Annotated in this window: 26 protein-coding genes; 6 read left to right on the top strand and 20 right to left on the bottom strand. The window is 65.2% G+C overall.

From position 1 onward, the window contains the following. Nucleotides 1-40 precede the first annotated feature (40 nt). The 5 genes from FHW97_RS19765 to gabT form a co-directional block, all read right to left on the bottom strand. Nucleotides 41-898 carry a nucleoside hydrolase gene (locus tag FHW97_RS19765; RefSeq protein WP_370525482.1) on the bottom strand — a complete coding sequence of 286 codons (858 nt, stop codon included), beginning with the start codon at nt 896-898 and terminating at the stop codon, nt 41-43. A gap of 214 nt (nt 899-1112) precedes the next feature. Then, entirely contained in the window at nt 1113-1991 is an 879-nt protein-coding gene (locus FHW97_RS19770; protein ID WP_171799576.1) for an XdhC family protein, read from the bottom strand. A 23-nt stretch (nt 1992-2014) separates the two neighbouring features. Then, nucleotides 2015-3130: an alanine dehydrogenase gene (ald, locus tag FHW97_RS19775; protein ID WP_054132664.1), complete on the bottom strand. Its 1116-nt coding sequence runs from the start codon at nt 3128-3130 to the stop codon at nt 2015-2017. A 135-nt stretch (nt 3131-3265) separates the two neighbouring features. Beyond that, nucleotides 3266-4747 (bottom strand): NAD-dependent succinate-semialdehyde dehydrogenase, encoded by a 1482-nt coding sequence (locus FHW97_RS19780; RefSeq protein ID WP_171799577.1) that lies wholly within the window; start codon nt 4745-4747, stop codon nt 3266-3268. Beyond that, a complete protein-coding gene (gene gabT, locus FHW97_RS19785; protein WP_171799578.1) occupies nt 4744-6030 on the bottom strand; it encodes a 4-aminobutyrate--2-oxoglutarate transaminase in 1287 nt (428 codons plus the stop codon). Before gabT ends, FHW97_RS19780 begins: the two co-directional genes overlap by 4 nt. Before the next feature lie 110 nt (nt 6031-6140). Between gabT and FHW97_RS19790 the strand changes: the two genes are divergently transcribed. Then, nucleotides 6141-7079, top strand: coding sequence for a LysR substrate-binding domain-containing protein (locus tag FHW97_RS19790; protein ID WP_171799579.1), 939 nt, complete (start codon nt 6141-6143; stop codon nt 7077-7079). On the opposite strand, the gene FHW97_RS19795 is transcribed toward FHW97_RS19790, so the two are convergent. The 3 genes from FHW97_RS19795 to FHW97_RS19805 form a co-directional block, all read right to left on the bottom strand. Then, nucleotides 7056-7967 (bottom strand): LysR family transcriptional regulator, encoded by a 912-nt coding sequence (locus tag FHW97_RS19795; RefSeq protein ID WP_171799580.1) that lies wholly within the window; start codon nt 7965-7967, stop codon nt 7056-7058. The genes FHW97_RS19790 and FHW97_RS19795 overlap by 24 nt on opposite strands. A 6-nt stretch (nt 7968-7973) precedes the next feature. After that, a complete protein-coding gene (locus FHW97_RS19800) occupies nt 7974-9338 on the bottom strand; it encodes an aminotransferase class III-fold pyridoxal phosphate-dependent enzyme (protein ID WP_171799581.1) in 1365 nt (454 codons plus the stop codon). A gap of 121 nt (nt 9339-9459) precedes the next feature. Then, nucleotides 9460-10428, bottom strand: coding sequence for a LysR substrate-binding domain-containing protein (locus FHW97_RS19805; protein WP_171799582.1), 969 nt, complete (start codon nt 10426-10428; stop codon nt 9460-9462). A 152-nt stretch (nt 10429-10580) separates the two neighbouring features. Between FHW97_RS19805 and FHW97_RS21960 the strand changes: the two genes are divergently transcribed. Further along, nucleotides 10581-11057, top strand: coding sequence for a cupin domain-containing protein (locus FHW97_RS21960; protein WP_199223729.1), 477 nt, complete (start codon nt 10581-10583; stop codon nt 11055-11057). A gap of 144 nt (nt 11058-11201) precedes the next feature. Here the strand turns inward: FHW97_RS21960 and FHW97_RS19815 are convergent, their stop codons facing one another. Beyond that, the gene (locus FHW97_RS19815; protein WP_022675408.1) at nt 11202-12269 is read right to left on the bottom strand and encodes a PotD/PotF family extracellular solute-binding protein; all 1068 of its coding nucleotides are present in this window, start codon (nt 12267-12269) and stop codon (nt 11202-11204) included. Nucleotides 12270-12372: 103 nt separating this feature from the next. On the opposite strand from FHW97_RS19815, the gene FHW97_RS19820 reads away from it, so the two are divergent. After that, nucleotides 12373-14319, top strand: coding sequence for an NAD(P)-binding protein (locus FHW97_RS19820; protein WP_171799583.1), 1947 nt, complete (start codon nt 12373-12375; stop codon nt 14317-14319). A 139-nt stretch (nt 14320-14458) separates the two neighbouring features. Here the strand turns inward: FHW97_RS19820 and FHW97_RS19825 are convergent, their stop codons facing one another. The 3 genes from FHW97_RS19825 to FHW97_RS19835 all read right to left on the bottom strand — a co-directional run bounded on the left by FHW97_RS19825 (nt 14459) and on the right by FHW97_RS19835 (nt 16924). Further along, nucleotides 14459-15373: a DUF2806 domain-containing protein gene (locus FHW97_RS19825; RefSeq protein WP_171799584.1), complete on the bottom strand. Its 915-nt coding sequence runs from the start codon at nt 15371-15373 to the stop codon at nt 14459-14461. 128 nt (nt 15374-15501) lie between these two features. Continuing rightward, nucleotides 15502-15846 carry a hypothetical protein gene (locus FHW97_RS19830; protein ID WP_171799585.1) on the bottom strand — a complete coding sequence of 115 codons (345 nt, stop codon included), beginning with the start codon at nt 15844-15846 and terminating at the stop codon, nt 15502-15504. Between the two features lie 268 nt (nt 15847-16114). After that, nucleotides 16115-16924: a GntR family transcriptional regulator gene (locus FHW97_RS19835; protein ID WP_171799586.1), complete on the bottom strand. Its 810-nt coding sequence runs from the start codon at nt 16922-16924 to the stop codon at nt 16115-16117. A gap of 160 nt (nt 16925-17084) precedes the next feature. Between FHW97_RS19835 and FHW97_RS19840 the strand changes: the two genes are divergently transcribed. Then, complete coding sequence (locus FHW97_RS19840) at nt 17085-18467, top strand: aminotransferase (protein ID WP_171799587.1); 1383 nt, start codon at nt 17085-17087, stop codon at nt 18465-18467. Between the two features lie 27 nt (nt 18468-18494). Here FHW97_RS19840 and FHW97_RS19845 read toward each other — a convergent pair whose 3' ends face one another. The 3 genes from FHW97_RS19845 to FHW97_RS19855 all read right to left on the bottom strand — a co-directional run bounded on the left by FHW97_RS19845 (nt 18495) and on the right by FHW97_RS19855 (nt 21680). Next, the gene (locus tag FHW97_RS19845; protein ID WP_171799588.1) at nt 18495-19166 is read right to left on the bottom strand and encodes an alpha/beta fold hydrolase; all 672 of its coding nucleotides are present in this window, start codon (nt 19164-19166) and stop codon (nt 18495-18497) included. A gap of 12 nt (nt 19167-19178) precedes the next feature. Beyond that, nucleotides 19179-20054, bottom strand: a complete 876-nt coding sequence (locus tag FHW97_RS19850; protein WP_022677630.1) for a methylenetetrahydrofolate reductase — start codon at nt 20052-20054, stop codon at nt 19179-19181. Between the two features lie 225 nt (nt 20055-20279). Further along, on the bottom strand, nt 20280-21680 hold the full coding sequence (locus tag FHW97_RS19855) for an aminomethyl transferase family protein (protein ID WP_171793710.1): 1401 nt from the start codon (nt 21678-21680) through the stop codon (nt 20280-20282). Between the two features lie 124 nt (nt 21681-21804). Here FHW97_RS19855 and purU point away from each other — a divergent pair, with 124 nt between their 5' ends. Next, nucleotides 21805-22659 carry a formyltetrahydrofolate deformylase gene (purU, locus tag FHW97_RS19860; protein ID WP_062787543.1) on the top strand — a complete coding sequence of 285 codons (855 nt, stop codon included), beginning with the start codon at nt 21805-21807 and terminating at the stop codon, nt 22657-22659. Between the two features lie 16 nt (nt 22660-22675). Next, the gene (locus FHW97_RS19865) at nt 22676-23077 is read left to right on the top strand and encodes a VOC family protein (RefSeq protein ID WP_022677627.1); all 402 of its coding nucleotides are present in this window, start codon (nt 22676-22678) and stop codon (nt 23075-23077) included. A 128-nt stretch (nt 23078-23205) separates the two neighbouring features. On the opposite strand, the gene FHW97_RS19870 is transcribed toward FHW97_RS19865, so the two are convergent. The 5 genes from FHW97_RS19870 to FHW97_RS19890 are packed head-to-tail and all read right to left on the bottom strand — an operon-like array spanning nt 23206 to nt 26829. Beyond that, complete coding sequence (locus FHW97_RS19870; protein ID WP_022677626.1) at nt 23206-23943, bottom strand: alpha/beta fold hydrolase; 738 nt, start codon at nt 23941-23943, stop codon at nt 23206-23208. Between the two features lie 17 nt (nt 23944-23960). After that, complete coding sequence (locus FHW97_RS19875; protein ID WP_168352526.1) at nt 23961-24737, bottom strand: glutathione S-transferase family protein; 777 nt, start codon at nt 24735-24737, stop codon at nt 23961-23963. 12 nt (nt 24738-24749) lie between these two features. Continuing rightward, the gene (locus FHW97_RS19880) at nt 24750-25499 is read right to left on the bottom strand and encodes an SDR family NAD(P)-dependent oxidoreductase (protein ID WP_171799589.1); all 750 of its coding nucleotides are present in this window, start codon (nt 25497-25499) and stop codon (nt 24750-24752) included. After that, nucleotides 25496-25960 (bottom strand): beta-lactamase hydrolase domain-containing protein, encoded by a 465-nt coding sequence (locus FHW97_RS19885; protein ID WP_022677624.1) that lies wholly within the window; start codon nt 25958-25960, stop codon nt 25496-25498. The genes FHW97_RS19880 and FHW97_RS19885 overlap by 4 nt, the downstream gene beginning before the upstream one ends. Then, nucleotides 25957-26829 carry an amidohydrolase family protein gene (locus tag FHW97_RS19890; protein WP_022677623.1) on the bottom strand — a complete coding sequence of 291 codons (873 nt, stop codon included), beginning with the start codon at nt 26827-26829 and terminating at the stop codon, nt 25957-25959. Before FHW97_RS19890 ends, FHW97_RS19885 begins: the two co-directional genes overlap by 4 nt. Nucleotides 26830-26910 lie beyond the last annotated feature (81 nt).

Genomic DNA, 26910 nt, shown 5'->3' on the forward strand with positions numbered 1-26910 from the left:
GGCCGCAGGCCGTCGGAGGGGGCGTCAGCAGCCCAGCGCATCAGTGCCCCTGCGCATGCTGCCGCATCAAGGCGTAGAAGTCCGCGAACGTCAGCCGTGCATCGAGCGTCTCATAGACGCGCACGGTTCGTCCCGCGATTTCCGCCCCGTATGTGCCATCGGCATTGATCCGGCGCGCCGTCCGATCGACAAAAGTGCTGCTCTCGGGCGAGATCGCCGTCAGCAAAACCGTAGGGCTATCTCCCAGCGGCCAGCTCCCGCCAACGTTGATGAAGGCCGGCGGCGTGGTAAACCGATCATAGAGCCACGCTCCGAACGGCGAGATCGGCCTGAGTTGGTCACCCAGTTCGGCCACCGAGGCCTGCATCTGCCGATAGGCCGCCTGGGGAATCTGCCACAAGGGAACGGCGGAGCGCTCGACAACCTCTTGCGCCGCCGCAACATCGGTTGCCAGATTGTATTCCCAGTTGCCATTGGGATAACTGCCACCGCCGATCCACACCACCGTCATCCGCTGGGCAATCCGCGGTTCGATGCGCAGCGCGGCGGCAAGGTTGGTCAACGGCCCGCCACAGGTAAAGAACAGCGGCAAGGGATCATCGCGCATTGCCTCTGCCACGATCGCCAGCGCCGCCTTCGATGCGGGTGCCTTGCTGTTGCCCATATCCTCGCTCCCGGCATAGACCGGCGGCGGCGCGACCAGGCCGGCCTGGCGCATCAGTTCTTCGGCAATATCCTTACCGGCGGCAGCGGTCTTGCCGGCAATGGCGGGATCGGTAAGCTTGGGGTTCAGCGCCGAGCTGGTGATCAGCACCGTCCGCGTCTTGGGCGTCAGCAACTGATGGGCAAGCGCGACGAGGCCATCGGGATCGCCGGCAAAATCATTGTCGACGATCACCCGCGCCGATGGTCTTTGCGGGATGGCCCGAAAATTGGCGGCGCCGGCACGGCCCGCCAGAACCGATGCTCCCGTTCCTGCCAGCGAAACTGCAAACGCCCGTCTTGTCAGCATCTTTGCCCTCAATCCCCTGTGGTGCACCAAGGCGGGCACCCTTGTTATCGCTATCATATGGTAATTGGGCAGGTGTGCAACAAGGCCGCCGCCTTGCGCGTTACGCCAGCGGATGCAGCGCCTCGTAAGCGCCCAGGATTTCCGCCAGCGCCGACAGCGCCAGCACGCCGGGCTCGCGCGTGCGGGGAATCAGGCCGATCGGACTGGTCACCCGCGCCAGCTGGGTTTCATTCACCCCGTCGCGCGCCAGATCGTCCAGCCGCGCCATCCGCGCCCGCATGCCGCCCTGCGCGCCGATGTAGAATGCCGGGCTATCGAGCGCCCAGCGCAGGATCGTGCGTTCCCATTCGTGATCATGGAACAGCAGCAGGATCGCGGTCCAGGCATCAGCCTGCGCGCCCTGCGGCACCCCGCCCAGGCGCAGCGAAGCGGTGTCTTCCTTGGCAAAGACCTGCGTGGCGATGCCCATCGTGCGGGCCAGCGCCGCCGTCGCGGCCAGTTCCGCGCCCTCGCCCAGCAAGACCAGCGAGAGCGCTGGAATATAGGGCCGCGCACGCAGCAGGTGCGGCGGCGCATCGGCCGGCACGGGCAGCGGCAGGCTGGCCGGCTGGCGCGCGTCTAGTGCTTGCACCACCTGCGCCAGCGCAGCGCGATCGGGCGCGGGATCGAGCAGGATGTCGAGCCCGCCACCGCACGGCAGGCGAAAATCGATGATCGGCGAACCCCGGCCATAGCGCTGCAGCGCCGGCACCGCGCCCGGCGCCATCTGCGCCAGGTCTCCGGCCAGTTGCCGTTCCAGGCAGACATCGGCCAAAGAGCCGGCCACGGATGCATCCGCGCCGGCTCCTTGCTCGACTCCTTGGGTCGCCATCTGCGCGCCCACCCGGCGCGAGAAGCTGCCATCGATCCCCACCACCGTGCACAGCCCGGTGCCCCCAGCATGGGCGGCCCGCAGCGCGGCATGGTCGGTGTGGATCATCGCATCTCCAGGTGGGCTTGGCGTCAGCCGATCAGGTCGGCCGCCGGGGTATAGGCATAGCCCAGGTCGTTGGCCACCGCTTCATAGGTCACCTTGCCAAACGCCACGTTCAGGCCATTGGCGAGGTGGACGTTGCGCGCCAGCGCGGCCTTCCAACCCAGGTTGGCAATGGCCAGGGCATGGGGCAGGGTCACGTTGTTGAGCGCATAGGTGCTGGTGCGCGCCACGCCGCCCGGCATGTTGGCCACGCAATAGTGCACCACGCCATCGACCACATAGGTCGGCTCGGCATGGGTCGTGGCATGGCTGGTTTCGAAGCAGCCGCCTTGGTCGATCGCCACGTCCACCAGCACGGCGCCGGGCTTCATCGTGGACAGCATCTCGCGCGTGACCAGCTTGGGCGCAGCGGCGCCGGGCACCAGCACCGCGCCGATCACCAGATCAGCCTCGGCCACGGCGGCGGCGATGTTGGCCTTGCCGGCATAGAGCGTCTTGGCACGGCTTTCGAAATGGGTGGCCAGGCGTTCCAGCACTTCGGGGCTGCGATCGATGATCGTGACATCGGCACCCAGGCCTGCCGCCATCTGCGCGGCATTGAAGCCGACCACGCCGCCACCGATCACCGCCACCTTGGCCGGCAGCACGCCGGGCACGCCGCCCAGCAGCACGCCGCGCCCGCCATGGGCCTTTTCCAGGGCGGTGGCGCCGGCCTGGATCGCCATGCGCCCGGCCACCTGGCTCATCGGCTTGAGCAGCGGCAGGCCACCGGTTGCATCAGTCACGGTTTCATAGGCGATGCACACCGCGCCCGACTTCACCAGGTCTGCGGTCTGTTCGGGATCGGGCGCCAGGTGCAGGTAGGTATAAAGGATCTGGCCTTCGCGCAGCATGGCGCGTTCCACCGCCTGCGGTTCCTTGACCTTCACCACCATGTCGGCGCGGGCAAAGACTTCAGCCGCGGTGCCCACGATCTGCGCGCCGGCCGCCACATAGGCTTCGTCGGCAGCGCCGATGCCGGCGCCGGCACCGGTTTCCACCAGCACGGTGTGCCCATGCGCCACCAGTTCATGCGCGCTTTCGGGGGTGAGGCCGACGCGGTATTCGTGGTTCTTGATTTCCTTGACGGTGCCGACAAGCATGCGTGATCTCCCAAAGCGATCGATTACGATCCCAGTGGGATGATATGGGAAAACGCTGCGCTATTTTTCCCTATTTTTGGCGCACATTCGCCGGATGTCGGGATTTTCTCCCGACCATCCGGCGATCCGCGCAAATTATAGCGCCGGCACCGCGATGCAGGCCAGCTTCACATCGAGATAGTCATCCACGCCCAGGTGTGAACCTTCGCGGCCCTGGCCCGATTCCTTGACCCCGCCGAATGGCGCCACCTCGGTAGAGATCAGCCCGGTGTTGATGCCCACCATGCCGTATTCCAGCGCTTCGGTCAGGCGCCATTGCCGCGCCGCGTCGTTGGTATAGGCATAGGCCGCCAGGCCCGCGCGCGTGTCGTTGGCCATGGCCACGGCGTCCTGCTCGCTCGAGAAGCGGATCAGGCCGGCCAGCGGGCCAAAGGTTTCCTCGCGGTTGAGCAGGGCATCGGCCGGCACGTCAGCAATCACCGTCGGCTCGAAAAAGCGCGCGCCGATCGCCTCGGCCGGCTTGCCACCGGTCAGGATCTTTCCGCCCTTGGCCACTGCATCGGCGACATGCGCGGTGATCTTGGCCACGGCGCGATCATCGATCAGCGGTCCCTGGTCGGTCGGTCCGTCAAGGCCCGGCCCGACACGATAGGCCGCCACGCGGGCGGCAAGCTTCTGCGCAAAGGCATCATAGACCGCATCGTGCACCAGCAGGCGATTGGCGCAGACGCAGGTTTGCCCGGTGTTGCGGAACTTGGAAGCCAGCGCCCCTTCCACCGCGGCATCGAGATCGGCATCCTCGAACACGATGAACGGCGCGTTGCCGCCCAGTTCCAGGCTCACTTTCTTGACCGTGCCGGCGCACTGCGCGGCCAGCAGCTTGCCCACGGCGGTCGATCCGGTGAAGGTGAACTTGGCCACGCGCGGGTCACCGGTGAGCACTTCGCCGATCGGCTTCGCCTGCCCGGTGACGACGCTCAACAAGCCATCCGGCAGCCCCGCCTCCTGCGCCAGGACGGCGAGCGCAAAGGCAGAAAACGGCGTGAGTTCCGATGGCTTGATCACGATCGGACAGCCAACGGCCAGCGCCGGGCCGGCCTTGCGCGTGATCATCGCCAGCGGAAAATTCCACGGCGTGACCGCGCCGACCACGCCCACCGGCTGGCGGGTGACGACCAGGCGCCGATCGCCCTGGTGCGGGGCAATCACGTCGCCACGCACCCGCCGCGCTTCTTCGCCAAACCATTCCAGGAACGATGCGGCATAGCCCACTTCGCCCTTGGCCTCGGCCAGGGGCTTGCCCTGTTCGGCGGTCATGATCGTGGCCAGATCGTCGGCATGCTCCAGCATCAGCGCGGCCCAGCGCTTGAGCACCGCGCCACGCTCCTTGGCGGTCCTGGCCTTCCAAGGCCCGAATGCGGCCTGGGCAGCGTCCACCGCCTCGCGCGTTTCGGCCGCGCCCATGTCGGGCACTTGGCCGATCACCGCGCCGGTGGCGGGATTGTCCACCGCGATGGTCGCCGCCGCGCCGCGCCATTGCCCCGCCACGAACGCCTGTTCGCGCCACAGGTCGGGGCGCTTGAGCGCGGGGCGGGTCACTTCCACAATATCACTCATGCCATCACCTTGCCGGCCACTGTCGCCAGGGCCTGTTCCACCAGATCGAGCCCTTCGTCGATCAGTTCGTCCGAAGCGGTCAACGGTACAAGCACGCGAATGGTTTCGCCCTTGGTGCCGCACGACAGCAGGATCAGCCCGCGTTCCAGCGCAGCAACGGTCACCGCCTTGGCCAGGGCGCCATCGGTTTCCCCGGCGGCATTGGTCACGTCAAAGCCGAACATCGCGCCCAGCCCGCGAATGTTGGCCACCGGCAGGCCGGCGGCGGCAAAGCCTTGCACCCGCGTGCGCATGCGCTGCCCGATCGCGGCGGCGCGGGCGCAGAGGCCGTCTTCCTCGATCACCTCGAGCACGGCGAGCGCCGCAGCGCAGCCGATCGGCGAACCGCCATAGGTGCCGCCCAGACCGCCAGGATCGAGCGCATCCATGAGCGGAGCCCGGCCGATCAGCCCGGCGAGCGGAAAGCCGCCGGCCAGCGACTTGGCCACGCAGACCAGATCGGGTTCCACCCCGGAATTTTCGATGCCGAACATTTTGCCGGTGCGGGCAAACCCGGCCTGGACCTCGTCGGCGATCAGCAGGATGCCGTGCTGGTCAGCAAGGGCACGCAGCGCCTCCAGGAATGCCGGCGGCGCCACGTGAAAGCCGCCTTCGCCCTGCACCGGCTCGACGATGAAAGCGGCCACGCGCTCGGGCTCCACATCGGCGGCAAACAGGTACTGGATCGCCTCCAGCGTGCGCTCCACCGTGTTGCCATTGAGGCCGGTGGGGAACGGCGCATGGAACACCTCGCCCGGCATCGGGCCAAAGCGGCGCTTGTAGGGCGTGGTCTTGCCGGTCATCGCACTGGCCAGCAGGGTGCGGCCGTGGAAGCCGCCGGTAAATGCGATCACCGCCGACCGGCCCGTTGCCGCGCGCGCCACTTTCACCGCGTTTTCCGTGGCTTCTGCCCCGGTGGTGAGCAGCAGGGTCTTGGCCGGCCCGGAAAATGGGGCGAGCGCGTTCAATTTTTCCGCCAGCGCAACGTAGCTTTCATAAGGGCAGACCTGGAACGCGGTGTGGGTAAAGCGTTCCAGTTGCGCCTGCACCGCAGCCATGACCTTGGGGTGGCGGTGCCCGGTGTTGAGCACTGCAATGCCACCGGCAAAATCGACGAAGCGGCGCCCTTCCACGTCCCACAATTCGGCGTTTTCCGCGCGATCGGCAAACACCGCGGTGGACGACGCCACGCCGCGCGGCACGGCCTGTTCGCGGCGGGCAAGAAGAGACGCGTTATCGGCCATGGCGGCACACTCCGGGCAAGAGAAACAGATACTCATGCTTGTCGCACCATCGGCTTGCGCGCAAAAGCCCACTAATGCTACCCGGATGGTGACCAGGGGTTACCATCGCCATGCCAGATCGCCCACACCTGCCGCCCTTTGCCGCGCTGCGCGCGTTCGAGGCGTTTGGCCGCCATGGTGGGGTGCGCCGCACGGCCGCTGCACTGGGCGTTAGCCATGCCATCATCAGCCGCCATTTGCGCGCGCTGGAAGACTGGCTGGGGGTCATGCTGGTCGATCGCCACGGCGGCGGGCTGACCCCGGCGGGGGAAAGCTATCACGCGCTGATCGGCCCGGCGTTCGACCAGTTGTGCACCGCCACCAGCCAGATGCGCGGTGGCGCAGCGGGCGGGCGGCTCGATGTGTGGTCGGTGGCGGGCCTCGCCTATCTGTGGCTCACCCCCAACCTGCCCGGCTTTGGCCGCCGCTACCCCGGCATGGCGCTGGACCTGCGGCCCAGTGACAGCCCGCCCGACCTTGTCCGGCGCGAGGCGCAGGGCGATATCCGCTGGTATCTCGATACGGCCCCGGCGCTGGCCACCCCACGCAACCTCACACGCCAGGCGATCGTGCGGCCACGCCTGTTTCCGGTGGCGCGGGCCGATGCGCCCTGGCTGGCCGGCGCCCGCGTCGCCAACCCGCGCGATCTCCTGGCCCTGCCCCTGCTGCACGAGGATTCCGACGCCGAATGGCGCGCCTGGTTTGCCGCGCAAGGCCTGGAAGAAGCCCAGCCGCCGCTCGCCGCGCGGCTGTGGCAAGCGCATATGACCCTGGCTGCGGCTGCCGATGGCCAGGGGGTGGCGATCACCAACGGCTTCCTGGCGGCAGAGCACCTGCGCAGCGGGCGCCTGGTCGAACTGGGCGCGGGCAATCCGGCCTTTTCCCCCTGCGCGCCGGGCGCCTATTACTTTACCGCGCGGGCAGACATGTGGAATGCCCAGCCCATCGCCCGGTTCCGGGCCTGGCTGGCAGAAGCGGTCGCGGCATCACCGGTCGATTGGCTGGCCTGACGCGGCAGCCGCGCGCAGCCAATCGGCCAGGGCATGGACATGGGCATCGCCCCGCCCCTTGGCCCGCACCACCATGGTCAGTTGGGCGGCGCCCAGGCAGATGCGGTCACCCACGGGCACCAGCTCGCCACGCGCCACCCATGGCGCGGCATAGCCTTGCGCCGCCAATGCCAGGCCCAGACCATCGGCGGCCGCGCCCAGCAGGGCGGGCACGGCGGTAAACGTCGGCCCGGCGATGAGCGCATCGCCGCCCGGCATGGCGAGGCCAAAATGGGCGAACCACGCCGCCCAATCCATCGGCCCTTCATCGTGCAGCAGCGGCACGGTGCCCCGCCCTTCGAGAAACGCCGCCGCCGCCCCAGCCAGCGCCGGCGCGGTATAGACGGCATAGTCCAGCCCCAGCAGGGTTTCACTGGGCAAGCCCGTGTCGCCGCCATCGGGCGCGTCGGTCAGAAAGATATCGAGTTCGGTCGTCTCGAAATCCACCGCCAGACCGCGGCTGTCGAGCCATAGGTCCATCCCCGGCAGATCCGCCATCAGGCGCGGCAGGCGCGGCTGTAGCCAGCACCCAGCAAACCCGGCATCGGCATAGACGATCACCGAATTGGCCTTGCGATAGGGCGCCAGCCGGCTCACCCCGCCGCGCAGCACCTTGAGCATGTCGCGCACCGTGCGGTGGAAATCGCGGCCAGCATCGGTCAGGACCACCTGGCGATAGACCCGGCGGAACAGGGCATGGCCCAGCGCCTCTTCCAGGTTGCGCACCTGGTGGCTGATCGCCGATTGCGTCAGTCCCAGTTCCTGCGCCGCCGCGGCAAAGCTGCCCAGCCGCGCCGCAGCCTCGAACCCTTCCAGGGACTTGAGCGGGGGAAGCCGGTCACGCGCCATGGCCGATCACGCCAGGTCGACAAGAATCTCGCGCAGCATGCCAAAGATCGTGTCGATCTGCGCGGCGCTGATCATCAAGGGCGGAGACAGCGCGATGATATCGCCGGTCACGCGGATCAGCAGCCCGGCATCGAACGCGCGGTGGAACGCCTCCATCGCCCGCGCGCCCACCTTCCCATCGCGCGGGGCCAGTTCGATCCCGGCCACCAGCCCCAGATTGCGCACGTCGATCACATGCGGGCAATCAGCCAGCGCGTGCGCCGCCGCTTCCCAATGCGCAGCCAGCACGTCGGCATTCTCGAACAATCCCTCGTCGCGATAGAGCCCCAGCGTCGCCAGCCCGGCCGCTGCCGCCACGGGATGGCCGGAATAGGTATAGCCGTGGAAGAATTCGATGCCCTCTGGGCTGCCGTTGACCACGGTATCGTGCACCTCGCGGCTGGCGATCACTGCCCCCATCGGCACGGTGCCGTTGGTCAACCCCTTGGCCGTGGTGATGATATCGGGCGTCACGCCAAAGTATTCCGCCGCCGTGGCTTTGCCCAGGCGGCCAAAGCCGGTGATCACCTCGTCAAAGATCAGCAGGATGCCGTGCTTGCGGGTGATATCGCGCAGCGCCTGGAGATAACCCTGCGGCGGCACCAAGACCCCGGTGGAGCCGGCCACCGGCTCCACGATCACCGCCGCGATCGTTTCGGCGCCATGCAGCGCCACCAGTTCTTCCAGTTCCTCGGCCAGGGCACCATTGCCCGGCTGCATGCCCCGGCAAAACCGCACGGCCTGGCCATGGGTGTGCGACAGGTGATCCACCCCCCACACCTGGCTGACAAAGCGGCGCCGGTTGCCGCCGATGCCGCCCACCGAAAGCCCGCCGAAATTGGTGCCGTGATAGCCGCGCTGCCGCCCGATCAGGCGAAAGCGCGTGTGATCGCCGCGCGCATGGTGATAGGCCAGCGCCATCTTGAGCGCGGTATCGGCGCTTTCCGAACCCGAATTGGTGAAGAACACGCGGTCCATCCCCGCCGGCATGATCCGCGCCACGTCGCTGGCAAGGCGGAACGCCAGGGGATGGCCCAGTTGGAACGTCGGCGCGAAATCGAGCGTCTGCGCCGCCCGGGTCACGGCATCGGTAATCGCCGCGCGCCCGTGCCCGGCGTTCACGCACCATAGCCCCGCCGTGGCATCGAGCACCTGGCGCCCATCGGCGGTGGTATAGTGCATGTCGCTCGCCGCCACGAACAGGCGCGGGTTCTGCTTGAAGAACCGGTTGTTGGTGAACGGCATCCAGAAATGATCGAGATCGACGCCATCCATGCTGGCGAAATCGATCGACGCTGGGGTCGCTGCGGGCGGCTGGGTCTGGCTGGCCATGAAAGCTCCTGCAAACGGCGATGCCGTGAATCTTTTTCAGGTTACCTTTCGAAAATGGCGCGCCAGTGCGGGAGGGGGAAAAGCGATCGTCGGTGGTGCATGGGGCGCACCACATATCGGCTCACTCCACCTGCTGGCGCAGGAAGCGGCGCAATTGCGCGATGGCCGGATTGTTGGCGCGATCGGCGCGCGTCACCATGCAATAAGACCCGATTGCCACGGCCCGCGCGCCCGGCACCGCCAGTTCCACCAGCGCGCCACTGGCCAGGTCATCAGCCACCAGATAGCGATTGGCCAGGGCCAGCCCGCGCCCGGCGCGCGCGGCGGCCAGCGCCAGGTGGGCATGCCACAGCAGCGCGCCGGGCAGCGGCTGGCGCCCCAGGTCCAGCCCATTGCCACGCAGCCAGAACCGCCACTGTTCGTGGTGTTCCTCGTGCAACAGCGGCGCGGCCAAGAGATCGTCCACCCCGCCAATGCCGGCCAGGCCTTGCGCCACGGCCGGGCTCGCCACCACCAGTAGCGGCGGTCGCGCCAGCACCAGCGTGTGCAGCCCCGGCCCGCCCGGCTGCGGCAGCCAGCCATCGCCGTAATAGCGGATATCCACATCGGCTTCGAACTGGATCAGGTTGGCCGGCCGGTCGGTGGGGCGCAGTTCCACCTGGAAACCCGGCCCGGTCTGCTCGAACGCGGCAATCTGCGCAGACAGCCACTGCGTGGCAAAGCCCGGCACGCACCACAGCCGCAGGTCGTGGATCCGGCCCTGGGCCATGATCTCGCGCGTGGCCGACACCACATCGAGCATCGCGGCCGAAACCCGCGCGTGATAGGCCTGCCCCGCCTCGGTCAGCGTCACGCGGCCGCCCTGGCGATCGACCAGCATCACCCCCAGCCATTCCTCCAGCGCCTTGAGATGGCGGCTGACCACCGTGTGATCGAGCCGCAGCAGCGCGGCGGCGCGGCGCACCCCGCCCACGCGGCCCACCACCTCGAACGCGCGCAGGGCCGCAAACGGCGGAATGGCCTTGCCCGACAGGAAATCGCCGGAATTCAGGTCTGCGGAAGGCAACGGATCGGGCACAGGCATCCTCATTGCTGGTGCGATCGCATGATATCACCAATCGAGCGGTGCACCAGATGCACCAACACCCGGAAATTGACAACATTTCCGGCCTCACGTGCAGTTGACGCCCTGACATCCAACCGCAATTGTGATCGCAGCACTTTACAACAGGAGACCGTCCGATGCGCGTCCACATCCGCTCTGCGCGGCATTTTGCCCTGGGCCTTGGCCTGGCGCTGGCCCTGCCCGCCACCGCAGCCCTTGCTGATACCGGCGCCGCCAGCATCGCCAAGCCGGCCAAACTGGCAAGCAGCGCGGTCACCGCCGCCCTCGCCGGCAGCGCCGCACACCACAGCGACGAAGGCGGCGCGGCTGTATCAGACCTGCCGCAGCTGCATTCGGCCGACAAGAAGTTCATGAGCGGCGCCTATGCCGTTGCCGGCCCCAACCACGACAGCTTCACCGGCGAAGGCTATCCGGTGAACGAATTCATGGTCTTCCTATCGGGCGGCGTCACCCTCACCTCGGCCGATGGCACCGTGCTGGAGGTGAAGGCCGGGGATGCGGTGTCGATCCCCAAGGGCTGGCTCGGCCGCTGGGATTCCAAGGGCTATGAAAAGTTCTACGTGGTCTATGACCCGGAAAAGCCGGTGGAATAACGCAAACGTAAGCCCCCTCCTCTTCAGAGGAGGGGGTTGGGGGGTGGTGCGAAACCTTGCGCTACGCCTCCACCACCCCCGGCCCCTCCTCTGAAGAGGAGGGGCGAAAAACCCACTTTTCCCGCCCCCGCTTACCCGATCCGCCTATGCCGCGCGCACGCGGGTGATCACGTCCTGGAACGCACGATAGGCATCTTCGCCCAAGTAGTTGGCGTATTGGCACTTGGCGAGCGCCGCCTCGGGCGGGAAGATCGCGGGGTTGTCGCGATATTCGGCGTCCATCTGCGCCAGCGCAGCGCCATTGGGCGTGGGATAGCGAATGGTGCGCGAGATATCGGCGCCGGCGTCTGCGCTCAGCAGGTAGTTGATGAACGCGTGCGCCGCATCGGGATTGGGCGCGCCAGCGGGGATGCACAGCTGGTCGGACTGCAGGATGCTGCCTTCCTTGGGCACCACGAACGCGAGATCCTTGTCCTCGCGCATCACCTGGGCAATGTCGCCATTGTATTCGATCACGATGTCGCAATCGCCCGACAGCAGCAGATCCTGGCCATTGTCGTCATGGAACGTGGCGATGTTGCCCTTCTGGCGGATCAGCAGGTCCTGCACCTTGGCGAGCGTCGCCTTGTCGAACGTGTTCATATCGGCGCCGAGGTAGATTTCGGTCAGCCGGCACAGGTCTGCCGCATCGGAAAGCACGGCAATGCGGCCCTTGTATTGCGGCGAATCCAGCACCCATTTCCAGCTGTCGGGCACGCCCTGGATCTTTGACTTGCGATAGCCGATGCCCAGCACCAGCCAGGTATAGGGCATGGCATATTTGCGGCCCGGATCGAACGGCGCATCCTGGAACCGCGGCAGGATGTTCTTCATGTTGGGAATCTTGGCATGGTCCAGCGGCATCAGCATGTTGGCCTTGGCCATGCGCTGCACGAAATCGTTGGCCGGCACCACCACGTCATAGCCCGGATTGCCGCCGCGCAGCTTGGCAAACAGCTCGTCGTTGTTGGAATAGAGGCTCATGTTCACGCCGATGCCGCTGGCCTGCTCAAAGCCCGACAGCGTGTGCTTGCCGACGTAGGTATCCCAGTTGTAGAAATTGACCATCTGCGAAGGATGCTTCTTGCACCCCGCCAGCCCGGAAAACGTGATGCCGACCGCTGCCGTGCCCAGGCCGGCCAGGAATCCGCGCCGCGAAGGGGTTGCTTGCATGATTGCCCTCATGGTTGGCCCGGTTGGATTTTCGGGCATTGCTTTTACCCACGATATGTGATCACAGGATACAGGTAAAGCCTTTCATCACGGGGAAACGACAATGGCACGCGATGGCTCACCCAAGGGCATGGCCGGCGGACGGCTGACGCGCCGCGCCTTCGTGCAGACCGGTTCGGCCACGGCCGCCGCCGCGCTCACCCCGCCCGCCATCGCCGCCCCGGCCAAGCCCGCTGCTGCCGCCCCCGCCCTGCCCGCGCATCCCGGCGAACCGGGGGGTTACTATCCGCCGCTGCGCACCGGCCTGCGCGGGTCGCATGCAGGTTCGTTCGAAGTGGCCCATGCCCTGCGCGATGGCCAGGCGGTGGGCCAGGCGCTGGCCGGCCCGGCGCACGAAAGCTATGACCTGGTGGTGGTCGGCGGCGGGATCAGTGGGCTGTCTGCGGCGCTGTTCTACCGTGATCGCAACCCGGCCGCGCGCATCCTCATCCTCGAAAACCACGATGATTTCGGCGGCCATGCCAAACGCAACGAATTTCGCGTGCGCGGCCATACCCTGCTGATGAACGGCGGCACCGCCGGCATCGAAAGCCCCACGCCCTACAGCAAAGTGGCCGATGGCCTGCTGCGCCGCCTGGGGATCGATGTGCCGGCGCTGGCCAAGGCCTATGGCGGCGATACCGAGGTGGAGGAAGGCACCTTTGCCGGGCTCAAGCTGGGCCGCGCCGCCTTCTTCGACAAGGAAAGCTTTGGCAGCGATGCGCTGGTGCGCCTGCCCGATGATGTGCCGCTGGCCGATGCCCTGGCCAAGTCACCGCTTTCGGCCACTGCGCGCAGCCAGATCGCCGCGCTGGAGGCTGGCGCCACCGATCCGCTCGGCACCATGGCGATGGACCAGCGCAAGGATTACCTCGCCACCATCAGCTATCGCGACTACCTGATGAAGCATGGCGGCCTGGGCGAAGAAGCCATGCTGTTTTACCAGAACCGCCCGCTCGGCTGGTGGTGCGTGGGCGCGGACGGGATCAGCGCGCTCGATGCCTGGGGCACCAGTTTCTTCCCCGGCTTCAAGGGCCTCAAGCTCGATCCCGGCGGCACGATGCGCATGGGCTATACCCCGCGCGGCTTTGCCAGCACCGGCGGCAGCTATGATTTCCATTTCCCCGACGGCAACGCCACGATCGCCCGCCGCCTGGTCGCCCAGTTGATCCCCGGCTTCATGGCGCCGGGCCTCACCGTCGAACAGTCGATCCTCGCTCCCACCGACTATGCCGCGCTCGACCGGCCAGACAACGCAGTGCGCCTGCGCCTCTCCAGCATCGTCGTCCACGCCGTCAACCGCGCCCAGGCCGGGGCCGACGTGGTCTATTCCCACGCCGGCAAGGTGCACAAGGTGGCCGCGCGCCACGTGGTCATGGCCTGCTACAACATGATCATCCCCTACCTCGTGCCCAGCCTGCCCGCCGCGCAGAAGGAAGCCCTGCACGAACTGGTCAAGGAGCCGCTGGTCTATGTCAGCGTCGCGCTCGACAACTGGCGCGCCTTTGCCAAGGCCGGGCTTTCGGGCATCCAGTTTCCCCAGGCCTGGTTCCAGAACGCCGGGCTGGACAAGGCCGTGCCGATCGGCGGCTATGCCGGCCCCAAATCACCCGACGATCCCATCGTCCTGCACATGACCGGCATTCCCCACCAGCCCGGCCTGCCCGAACACGACCAGAGCCGCGCCGGCCGCATGGAACTGCTCGGCACCGACCTCGCCACCTACGAAACCCGCGTCCGCGACCTCCTCACCCGTGCGCTCGGCCCCTATGGCTTTGACGCAGACAAGGATATCGCCGCGATCACGGTCAACCGCTGGCCACACGGCTATGCCCCGGAATACAACGCCTTGTGGGACAAGCACCAGGACGACGACCCGCAAGCCCCCAACAAGATCGCCCGCCAGCGCTTCGGCGCGATCACCATCGCCAACTCCGACAGCGGCCGCGCCGCCTATACCGACAGCGCCATCGACCAGGCCTGGCGCGCGGTGGGGGAATTGCTGGGGTGAGATGAGCCAGCGTGAACACTTGCATGCTCGAAGCACCATTCAAACGAAGCAAATTTATAGCAATATTCACGTTTAAAAAGCAGAAAAACTCTTTAAATTACTAAATATCAATTAGAACTTAATGATTTATTGAAAATATTTATATTACAATTTCAAATATTCCGGGCAAAATTAGCTTACAATGAGCAATAATCTGGTTATTATTTTTTATTTTTAAAGCAGAATCCTTAATCAATTCTAATGCATTTTCAGGCTGAGGGAATAGCGTCCTCAACTGCATTGCGACTTTCGTCAACTCCAAAACCGGAGCATTGATTTTCTGATAGGCCGGAGCATGAATTTCGAGGAAAGTATTGCCCAAGGCATGTATCGCCAGGCCCTGAGCATTAACCTCTACAACGCGAGAAACCTGTCCTGCGGTAGCACTAATAAAGCCGTGCAGCGCTAGCCTGTTAGCAAAATTAAATTTCTCACCACTCAACCAGCTTTCGTCAGTATAAACACAGTCTCCTACGACAATCTGAGAAAATCTTTTGATGTCCAGCGCCATCTCCTCATCCATCTCAGAAACAATTCTTAACGTAGATGGAGAAAACGACCCGGGCTTTCTTATCTCCCCACTAAGTATTTTTCCCAGTAGGGCCTGCATGCGCTCTGATGAGGCATCCTCCGCTTGTCTAGCAAAAATATTGAGCCAGTCCTCATCAACACTCTTCTCATCGCACGTCGAATCTTTATTTTCATCTACATCTTCTTTCAAGTTTTGCGCAGCACTTTGCAAAACCCTAAATCTGTTTCTTGACTTCCGTATCGACGAAGGCAAGTACGCTTCAATAGCAGCATTTATCAACTCATCATCTTGAGCAATTCTTTTCTTTGCTGCAATGACTATTGCTTTCTGAAGCGCAAATTCTGCTTCAGAGTTAGCCGTGATGGATTTCGCCGTGGAATCAATCCATGCCTTAGGAACTTTTGCCATGGAACCAATCAGACTGGAAACCACCTGTTGTAGACGGTTTTGAACGGATACGGGCAAAGACTGCAGGCCGCTCACGACTGAAATTATATCCATAAGTCCCTCACGCCGCGATCTGTTAGAATTATTTACCTTTCCCTGACGGTTCTTGGATATATCTCGTCAACAATTTCTCGTAAATACGCTTACCTAACTTTAACGCCCCCTTACCGCCCCTTCTTCGTCACGCTCGCGGTAAAGTCCGGGTCCTTGTTCGCCACCCAGTCCACGAACTTGCGGATCGGCGGGTGGGCGAGCAGCACGTCGACATCCAGCCCGGCGCGTTGCAGCTCGGAATTGGTGAAGTTGGCGATCAGGGTCTGCTGACAGATGCCGTGCATCGGCACCACGTCGCGGCCGCCACGGCTTTTGGGCACGGGGTGGTGCCACACGATGGTGGTGCCGGTGGGCCGGCCGCACAGCCAGCAGGGAACAGGCGGCGGGGCTTCGTCTTCGGTGGCTTCTGGTTCGTCGTCCGTCCAGCCGCCGCGCTTGGCGTGTTTTCTTGCCATTTAGGGTTCAAACTCGATTGGCATAGGGTCGTGACGGCGCGCATTTTGGCGCCAGGCGAGGAGCAAGGAGGGAGCGATGGCATTCCATCGTGACCGACGCGCGACGCTGCCTGGCGCCAAAAGGCGCCCGCCGCGAAGCGGTCCCCCATGGAAGCCCGCCGAGCAGCGTCGCTTGCTTGCGCGTAGCAGTGCTACGCGTCTGCGCTGCACTCCTTGTCGGCGGGCTTCCATGGGCGATCACGATCCCTATGCCAATCGAGTTTGAACCCTAAAGGCTCAGCCGTTCCCAATCCTGCATCAGATCGGCGCAATCGCCGATATCGCCGGCGATGGCATCGTGCAGCCCCTGCGCATCGCCCTTGGCGATCGCCTTGGCCGCGGCCTGGTGGTGATCGACCATCGCCGCCGTGCCATAGCGGCCATAGACCACGCGCATGAACGGGCCGAACTGCATCCACAGGCTTTCGATCATGCGGTTGGCCAGGGGCATCGGCGCGGCGCCATAGATCAGCGAGTGGAAGCGGAAGTTCGATTCCATGTAGGCATTCACGTCACCCTCGCCCAGCGCGGCGTCGGTCGCCTCGTCGGCGGCGCGAATGTCGCGGAGGCGCTCGGCGCTGATGTGCGGCAGCGCGGCCACGGCGGCCACCGGTTCGAGCAGGGTGCGCAGGCGCATGATCTCGTCAAAGCGCTCCAGCGTCATCTTGGGCACCATCACCGCGCGCTTGGAGCGGATATCCACCGCCCCTTCGGCGGCGATGCGGCTGAGCGCATCGCGCACCGGCATCTGGCTCACGCCCAGTTGCTGCGCCAGACCGCGCGTGGAAATGCCCACGCCCGGCGCGATCTTGCCGGTGATCAGGCGATAGCGCAGGTCTTCATAGACCTGTTCGCGCAGCGACGACGTCGCTTCGCCCTCGTCAGCCTGGGCCACCGCCACCTTGGCCGCGCGGGCCGCCCGCGCGATGGGCGCCTTGGCCGCTGCCACCTTGGCAGCGCCGGTTTTTGCGGCGGATTTGGCCGCGCTCTTGGCCGCTACCTTGGCCGGGCTTTTGGCCGTGCCGGCGCCGTTTTTCATGCCTGTCTGTTCCAAATGAACCTGTCTGCCGTGATCTTGGGCCATGCCCGTTCAATTGGCTACCGTGATGAACCTTTTGCACGCCAAGGCCAAGGCTTTTCGTTTGACGGCCCGATCGGGCAACCGTATCTGTGATCTTAGAATCCATCAGGACCGTTTCATGACCACCGTTCGCAATCACGACATCGCCACCCTGCGCCAGCTTGACATGGCGCACCATCTGCCCGCGCAATCCAGCTATGCCCTGCAACAGCAACTGGGCGGCAGCCGTGTGATCACGCACGCACGCGGGTGCACGATCACCGATGGCGAAGGGCACAGCCTGCTCGATGGCATGGCCGGGTTGTGGTGCGTCAACGTGGGCTACGGCCGCGAGGAACTGGCCGAGGTGGCGCGCGCGCAGATGCTGGAGCTGCCGTTCTACAACACCTTTTTCCGCACCGCCACGCCGCCCCCGATCGAGCTGGCCGCACGCCTGGCCGGCCTGCTCGGCGGCGACCTGCAGCACGTGTTCTTCAACAACAGCGGATCGGAATCCAACGATACGGTGTTCCGCCTGGTGCGCACTTATTGGGCGCTCAAGGGACAGCCCCAGCGCACCGTGTTCATCAGCCGGCGCAATGCCTATCACGGCTCCACCGTCGCCTCCGCCAGCCTGGGCGGCATGGATTTCATGCACGTGCAGGGCGGCATGCCGATCCCCGGCGTGGAACACGTGATGCAGCCCTATCATTTCGGTGAAGGCTTTGGCGAAGACCCCGAAAGCTTTGCCGCGCGCGCTGCCGCCGCGATCGAGGAACGCATCCTGGCGGTCGGCCCGGAAAACGTTGCCGCGTTCATCGGCGAACCGGTGCAGGGCGCGGGCGGCGTGATCATTCCCCCGCCCACCTACTGGCAACGGGTTGAGGCAATCTGCCGCAAGTATGGCATCCTGCTGGTGTCTGACGAGGTAATCTGCGGCTTTGGCCGGCTGGGTGCCTGGTTCGGCTTCCAGCATTTCGGCTTCACCCCCGATATCGTCTCGATGGCCAAGGGGCTGTCGTCGGGCTACCTGCCGATTTCGGCCACCGGGGTCAGCCGCGAGATCGTCGAGACGCTGCGCGCTTCGGGCGAAGAGTTTACCCATGGCTACACCTATTCCGGCCATCCGGTCTGCGCCGCTGTCGCGTTGCGCAATCTCGATATCATTGAGCGCGAAGACCTGGTGGGCCGCACCGCGCGCGACACGGGCCCCTACCTTGCCGCCGCGCTGGCAGAGCGGCTGGCCCCGCACCCGCTGGTGGGCGAAGCGCGCTCGCTCGGCCTGATCGGCGCGGTGGAGATCGTGGCGGAAAAGGGCACCAACCGTCGCCATGGCAAGGGCGGGCAAGCCGCGCCGATCGTACGCGACCATTGCATCGCGCGCGGGCTGATGGTGCGCGCGGTGCGCGATGCCATCGTGATGAGCCCGCCGCTGGTGATCAGCCATGCCGAGATCGACCAGCTGGTGGATACGATCAAGGCCGCGCTCGACGCCGCGCAAGCGGATCTCGCCACGCTCTGAACCGCACAACGCCGGCTGCGCTTGCGCTCAGCCGGCCAGGCCCAGCACGATATCGCGCAGCGCGGCGGGTGCATCGGCCATCACGAAATGGCCGCCACCCACCTCGTGGTATTCCCAGGTGGGATCGGCGCGCGCTGCCTCGGCAAAGCGGGCAAACGGCGTGGGCTGCCACCCGATGGCGAAGATATAGCTGCGCTGCGGCACCTTGGCCTCTTCCCCGGTCAGTTGCACCGCTTCAACCAGCGTCAGCAGCGGATGCGGTGTCAGGCGCGGATCGGCAAAACCGGGCAGCGGGGCGATGGCGCCGGGGCTGTGCTTCTGCCCATCGATATAGTGGGCATGCTCCCATTCCCCGGTCAGATCCCACAGCGACTGGCCATCGCCCGGCACGAAGGCGTCGATATAGACCAGCGCATCGATCCGCGCGCCCAGCCGCGCCGCCACGCCGGTGATGACCATGCCGCCATAGCTATGCCCGACCAGCACGAAGCGATCGAGCCCGGCCCGCGCCACTTCGTTTTCGACATGGGCAATATGGTCACGCAGCGAAATGCCGGGATGGAACCGGGCGGCGTCAGCCCCCAGCCCCGGCAGGTCGACCGCCACCACGCGGTGGCCAGCGGCGCGCAGTTCGCCCGCCAGCCGATCATAACACCAGGCGCCGCACCAGGCGCCATGCACGAGCACGTAATCGGTCATGATCTGCGCCTTTCAGGCGGGATGACGGCGGCGATAGTCCTCGATCCACTCAACGGTCTTGGCGAGGCCACCGAACGGATAGAAATGCAGCCGCACGCGGCCATGCTGCGGCCCCAGGCCACTGGCAAAGGCATCGACCAGCTTGTCCGGCCCGGCGCTGCCGAGCAGATTGCCCAGCGAAATGCCGTACTTCTTCATCACGCTGGCCGAGGCACCCACGCCACAGCGGGCGGCAAAGCCCAGCAGGCGCTTGATCCCGGCCGGGCCCGGCACGCCGATCCGTACCGGCGCATCGATGCCGCGCGCGCGCAGCTTTTCCAGCCAGACCAGGAAGGAATCGGCATCGAACCCGAACTGAGTGACGATCAGCGGCGCCATGCCGCGCGCCGTGATTTCGGCCACCTTCTTGTCCAGCACGGCCCAGCATTCCGCCTCGGTCATGTTGGGGTGGCCATCGGGGTGGCCGCCGATGCCGATCGCGGTGATCCCGGCGCGTTCGAACGCGCCGGTGGCGATCAGCGCAGAGCTGTCGAAGAACGGCCCCTGCGGCTCTGCCGGATCACCGGCCACGATGAAGCAGCGGCGCACGCCGGCCTGTTCCACCACGGCCTGGAGATAGGCTTCGAATTCGGGCACGTCGATGATCCGCCGCGCCGAAAAATGCGGCATCGGTTCAAAGCCCAGCTCGCGCACGGCCACGGTGGCGGCAATGCGGGCCTGGGCTTCCTCGCCCGGCAGATAGGTGACGGCAACGGGCGTTTCAGGGGGGATCAGAGGCGCCGCCTCGCGCAGGGAGGCAATGTCCTTGGCGGTCATTTCCAGCGAATAGCCGTCGGTGATGCCGGCGGGTTCCTTGTCCCAATTGGGATGAATCTGTGCGTATGCCATCCTCTGATCCCTCGCCCATTCGTGTTGTTATGCTTGGGGTATTGCCCCTCCCCGCCAAGCGGCAGGGAGAGAGCGGTGACGAGGTCCGGTCGCCATTGTGGCCAGACCGAGCCGAGAATGGTGCTGTTTCGCGAGCCGGAGCGCAGCGTACTTTAGGTACGTGAGCACCGGAAGCGCGAAACAGTGCCGTTCGCAGGCCGGTATGGGCGCAATGGCGGCTGGGCCTCAGCGACCGGTGCGCCAGCCTTCGGCGTAGGCTTCGCGGGCCACGCGGCTGTACGGCACGGGCGATACGATCGCGCGCACTTCCAGCTGCTTGTGCGGTTCAACGGTGGTCTTCTTGGTGCCGCCGTTTTCTTCGCCCCACACCACGCGCACTTCGGTGCCGACCGGGATTTCCGGATCGATCGTGGCGAGGCTCAGCGCCTGCTTTTCGTTGTAGGAATAGCCGGTGAACATCGACAGGCCCACGGTCTTGCCGCCGGCATCGACCACGCGGTCATAGTTCGACGAGGCATAGTTGGCGAGCGGCACGTCGAAGAACTTGTACTGGTCACCATCGGGGTTGAACAGCGAAGCCATGATCTTGGCCATGTCTTCCGGGTGCCATGCCAGCGTGACCTTCTTGCGCTGGTCGGCCGGGTTCAGCGCCTGCAGCGCTTCCTTCCCGTGGAACTCGTGGTCGAACTTCACGAACGAGCCATAGCCCAGTTCCCACGGGTTGAGGTAATAGTCCTCGATGTTGTCCGACACGAACGAACCGCCGATCGAGCCGGTGGCTTCATAGCTGTCGGCACCCAGCCATTCGCGGAAACCCTTGAGCTTTTCGCCGGTGTAGATGGCGGGCAGCGGCGAGGGGATCCAGCCCGATTCCAGCGTGTTCGACGGATAGGCGCGGCTGCCGCACGCGATCAGGCCGAATTCCTTGCCGGCTTCGAGAATGGCGGCGCGGATTTCGTCCTGCTCTTCATAGGGGCCCCAGATTTCCAGGCCCGGCGCGCCCGACATGCCGTGGCGCAGCGTGCGCACGGTCTTGCCGGCGATGTTCATCGTGCTCATGTTGAAGAACTTGAGCTGTTCGAGCGGGCCGCCGTGCAGCTTTTCGATCACGGCCCAGGCATTGGGGCCCTGGATCTGGAAGCGCCATTCCTTGCGCTTGGCCGGCTTGCCCATCAGGCGCATCGGCGAGCGGTCGTCCAGCTCGATTTCCACGTCATAGCCGCCGGTGGCAGCGTGATAGCGCAGCCAGTTCGAAGCCGGCGCGCGGCCGACATAGGTGAAGCTTTCTTCTTCTTCCCAGAAGATGATGCCGTCACCGATCACGTGGCCATAGGGGGTGGTGGGCACATACTGCTTGGCCTTGTTCACCGCCCAGCCCTTGGGGCTGTTGATCATGGTGTCGGACAGCAGCTTGAGCGCGTCCTTGCCGCGAATGTACAGGTTCACCATGTGGTGCGACTGGTCGAACAGCACGGCCGAGTGCTGCCAGGCCCACTGTTCGGAACGCCAGTTGGAAAATTCCGGTGCCACCACCGGATAGACATAGGCACCCAGCTGCGAGTTGCGCAGCATGCCGACGATGTCGCCATTTTGCTGCAGCAGCTGGTCAAGGTTGGTCGCGGCCATGCAATCTTCTCCCGACTAAAAATGCTTGGTTGAAATTTGTATGCAACACATACAATATCAAATCAGATTCGCAATGGCAAAATCGACAGGCCGGCGCGAGACAACGACGGGAGAGACACTGACCATGGCCGCACCGCTGATTCTCACCATTTCCTGCACCGACGTGCCGGGGATCGTTGCCCGCGTATCGGGCACGCTGTTCGAACAAGGCGCCAACGTGCTGGAGGCGCAGCAGTTCGACGACCTTGAATCCGGGCGCTTTTTCATGCGTGTGGTGTTCGATCCGGGCGAAAAGAGCGCGCAAATGCTGCGCGATGCCCTCACCCCGGTGGCGCAGCAATATGGCATGGACTGGAACCTGCGCGACACCGCGCAAAAGCGCCGCGTGGTGATGATGGTGTCCAAGTTCGACCACTGCCTGGGCGATCTGCTCTATCGCGCGCGAATCGGCGAGCTGCCGATGGAAGTGGTCGCCATCCTGGGCAACCATCCCAAGGAAGCGCTGTCGATCTCGCTGATCGGCGACATCCCCTATTACCACCTGCCGATCACCAAGGACACCAAGCCGCAGCAGGAAGCGGAAGTGAAGCGCATCGTCACCGAAACCGGCGCCGAGCTGGTCGTGCTGGCCCGCTACATGCAGATCCTGTCGGATGACCTGGCCAGGTTCCTGTCGGGCCGCTGCATCAACATCCACCACTCGTTCCTGCCCAGCTTCAAGGGCGCCAAGCCCTATCACCAGGCCCACGCGCGCGGTGTGAAGATGATCGGCGCGACGGGGCATTATGTGACGGCAGACCTCGACGAAGGCCCGATCATCCATCAGGATGTGGAAACCGTGACTCATGCCGATCGGCCAGATGATCTGGTGCGCAAGGGCCGCGATATCGAACGCCGCGTGCTGGCCGAAGCCGTGCGGCTGCACCTGGAAGACCGCGCGCTGCTCAACGGCAACAAGACGGTCGTGTTCAAAAGCTGACGGGAAAGGAAGCAAGATGCAGGTCAACGCCCTCGATCATGTGAACATCATCACCGACCGCCTGGGCGAAACCTGCGCTTTCTACGTCGCGCTGCTCGGGCTTGAGCAGCGCGACGCGCCCCCGCCCTTGACCCCGAAAAACGCGCAGTGGCTCTATGACAAGGGCGGGCGGGCCGTGCTGCACATCAACAGCACCGATTGCCCGCGCACCTATGACCGCGCGGTGGAGCCGGGCCGGGTGACCGGCGCGATCCACCATGTCGCGCTCAACTGTTCCGGGCATGACACCGTCAGCGCGCGGATCGCGGCCATGGGGCTGGAGGCCAAGACCAACTTCGTCGCGGCGATCGGCCTGCGCCAGATTTTCGTGGCCGATCCCAACAACGTGCTGCTGGAATTGAACTTCTTCGCCGATTGATCCTCCCCGACACGGAGAGGGGGACCAGCCGCAGGCTGGTGGAGGGGCGTTTCTACCTTGAACGCCGCTTCAGTGGCCAATCCCCACCACCACGCTTCGCGCGGTCCCCCTCCCCGATACGGGGAGGATCAGATCGCCGCTTCGAGCGCGTCGGCCAGGGCCTCTGGCATCGACAGGTAGGGGCTGTGGTCCGCCTCCAGCGTGATGACCTGCGCACCGGGCGACATGGCGATCATGCGGCGCTGGCTGTCGATCGGGATCGTGCGATCCTGCGTGCATTCCACATAAGTGCGCGGCTTGCTGCCCCAACGCTCGGGCGTGACGACGATCTTCTGCCGGCGGGGCTCGCTTGGCTCGGCCATCAGGCGGGGCAGAACGGCGGCCACCGCGTCAGGCGGGGAAAGCTGGGCAAACACATCGCCTGCCCCGTCGAGTGGATCGATCACCGTGGCAATGCTGCCATGCAGGGGCTTGATGATCGCCTCGAACGGCGCATTGGGGCCAACGATCTCCTTGAATTCCGCGCGCGACAGGCCAGCGGGCAGCATCATCGCGCAGATATAGGCCAGGCTGTCCATCGCCTCGGGATGGCGTTCGGCCGCCGTGCTCACCACCAGCCCGCCACGGCTGTGCCCGCCCAGAACCACCGGCGCGCCACCCAGCCGGGCCTTGAGATCGGCGCAATGCTGCGCGGCAAAATCGCCCCAGTCCTCCAGTGTCACCGCCGCCATTTCCTCGGCCGTGCCCCCCATACCGGGCAGCGTCGGCGCCACCACGGTATGCCCGCGCGCGGCCAGGATCGCGGCCACGGTGTCAAAGCACCAGCCACCATGCCACGATCCATGGATCAGAACGAAACCGGCCATTTTCCTGCAATCCTCTCTTAACGCGCGTGCCCGGTCCAGGTGCGCAGGCCGGGCGCGGTGCGATCCTCGCCCGCCAGCGCGGCGGCCACGGCGGGCCGTGCAGTCATGCGATCACGCCAGGCCACCAGGCGCGGCGCGCGCACGGCGATATCCAGTTCGGGGAACATACGCTCCACCATCATCCCGCAATGGGCATAAAAGTTGATGTCGGCAAGGGTATAGCTGTCCCCGGCGAGCCAGGCGGTTTGCCCCAGCTGGCGTTCCACCTTGTCCACCGCATAGGTGATCTTGTCCAGGGCATGGGCCAGGTCGCTTTCGGAAAAGCCCGATCGCGCCGTCGCCCATTTCTTGCGCTGGTCGGGCAGCGGGATGTTTTCCAGCAGCTTTTCGAATTCGCCGTTCTCGATGTTGCGTGCAATGATCCCAACCATGCGGTGCCAGCCATGCATCGACACGTGGTTCATCACATGCTCGTCAACAAACTTGTTCCAATAGCGCATCCGCGCCGCGTCCACGGGGTCGCGCGGTCGCAACGGGCCATCGGCCGGCTGGGCATCGGGGAAGGCATCCTCCAGGTATTCGTTGATCACGGTGGTGTGCGTGATGATCGTGCCATCGTGATCGAGCACGGGCACCTGTCCTTCGGGATTGATCGCGGTGAACCACGGCTGGTGCTGCTCGAACTTGTGCAGATCGACATAGCGACTGGTATAGCCCAGACCCTTTTCCTTGAGCGGAATCATCGATTTGAGCGAGTTCGCCACGGGTTCGGCGTGGTAATAGGTCAAGGCCATGGTCGCACTCCGTTACAGCGACAGGGTTCCCAAAAGGCCGCCATCCACGGCCCAGCTTTGCGCGGTGACATGGGCTGCGGCATCCGACAGCAGAAAGGCGGCGACCTGCGCCAGTTCATCGGCACTGCCGGTGCGCCCCTGCGGCACGCGGGCGGCCATCGCCGTTGCGGCATCGGGTGGCAGGGCATCGAGCATCGGGGTTTCGATGAAACCGGGCACCACGCAATTGCAGCGCACGCCGAACGGCGCCAGTTCCAGCGCGACCGCGCGCGACAGGCCGAGCACCGCGTGCTTTGACGCGACATAGCCCGCGTTCATCGCCATGCCGCGCTCGCTCGCCAGGCTGCCGGTCACCAGGATCGCGCCGCGCCGCCGCTGCTTCATCGCCGGAACGACATGGGCAATAGCGTGGAATACCGCCGTGACATTGACCGCCATGACCGCCGCAAACGCCGCGTCGCCATAGTCTTCCACTGCGGCAAACGTGCCGCCGATACCGGCGTTGCAGAACAGGCCGTCGATGGCGCCGCGCGCAGCCACACCCGCGTCCAGCGCCGCCAGCAATTGCGGCTTGTCAGCCACGTCTGCCACTGCCCATCCGGCCGCGCCGCCCAATTCTGCCACCGCCTCTTCCAGCAAGGCGGCGCGCCTGGCAATCAGGGTTACCGTGCCGCCGCCGGCCACCACGCGCTGCGACGTCGCGCGGCCGATCCCGCTGGAAGCCCCGGTGATCACCACATGGCGGCCGGCGAAATCCGTCATGCCCGCCCGCCTGCGATGAACGCGGCCCAGACCTGCGCCTCGGGCCGGTCAGACCCTTCTGGCGTCCATTGCCGGGCCATCAGCGCGCGCGCCTGCCCCTCGCCCATGCCGGCCACCGCGCGGTGCCAGCGATAGAAGAACGCCGCCACCCGCCAATTCATGATGCAATGCACGTGCACCGGGCGCGGCGCTGCATCCAGTGCTGCGCAGAACGCGGCGAAATGCCCGTCATCGGGCGCATCGAACGGCACGGGGATATGGGTATAGCCGATGCCCGCCGTCGCCAGCCGCGCGCCCTCTTCGGGCAGGGCCTCTGGGTGGGTTTCCAGCGCCAGGTTGATCACATGGGCCACGCCCAGCCCGGCTAGCCGCGCCACGTCGCGCGGCTCCAGCCGGCCCGACGTGGTGACATCGGCCCCCAGCCGCTGCCACGCGCGGATGTCGGCCGGATCGGAGGTCATTCCAGGCCCAGCAACCGCACGGCGTTGTCCTTCATGATGCCCGGCAGCACATCGTCGCGGAAGCCGACCTGGCGCGCGGCGTCGAGCCACTTGTCGGGCCGGATCAGCGGGAAATCGCTGCCGAACAGCATCTTCTTGCGCAGCTGGGTATTGGCATACTGGATGATCTGCGGCTGGAAATACTTGGGGCTCCAGCCCGACAGGTCGATGAACACGTTGTCCTTGTGCAGCGCCATCGACAGGCTTTCATCCACCCACGGCCACGAGGGGTGCGCCAGGATGATCTTCATGTCGGGGAAATCCACCGCCACATCATCGACCAGCATCGGCTGCCCGTATTTCAGGCGGATGCCCCCGCCCCCGCGCATGCCGGTGCCCATGCCGGAATGCCCGGTGTGGAAGATCGCCGGCAGCTTGTAGTGGTTGATCACCTCGTAGATGGCATAGCCAACCTGCTCGGCCGGATGGATGTTCTGGCAGATATGGTGAAACTTGAAGCCCTTGACGCCATAGTTTTCGATCAGGTCACGCGCCTCGCGCGCGCCATACTTGCCCTTGTGCGGATCGATCGAGGCAAAGGGGATGCACACGTCGTCGTTCTGCGCGGCAAATTCGGCGATTTCATAGTTCGACACGCGCTTGGCGCCGATCCCGCTCTCGCAGTCCACCGTGAACAGGCAGAACGCGATGTTCTGGTCGCGATAGATCTGCGCGATCTCGGGCATCTTGGGCCGCTCGCGCGGCGCCTTGAAATAGCTCGATGCCGCATCGAAAAACTTGCCCATCACCGGATCTTCGGGATCGTGGCACGAAACTTCGGCGTGCACGTGCACGTCGATGGCGGTGATCTTGGACAGGTCTATGGGCATCAATGCAGTCCTTGCGATGTGCGCCTCATCTTTCGTCACCCCGGGCTAGACCCGGGGTCCCGCTTGGCACCTAATCCGGCA

This window comes from Novosphingobium sp. SG754 (assembly GCF_013149315.1).
In the GTDB taxonomy this organism is placed as follows: domain Bacteria; phylum Pseudomonadota; class Alphaproteobacteria; order Sphingomonadales; family Sphingomonadaceae; genus Novosphingobium; species Novosphingobium capsulatum.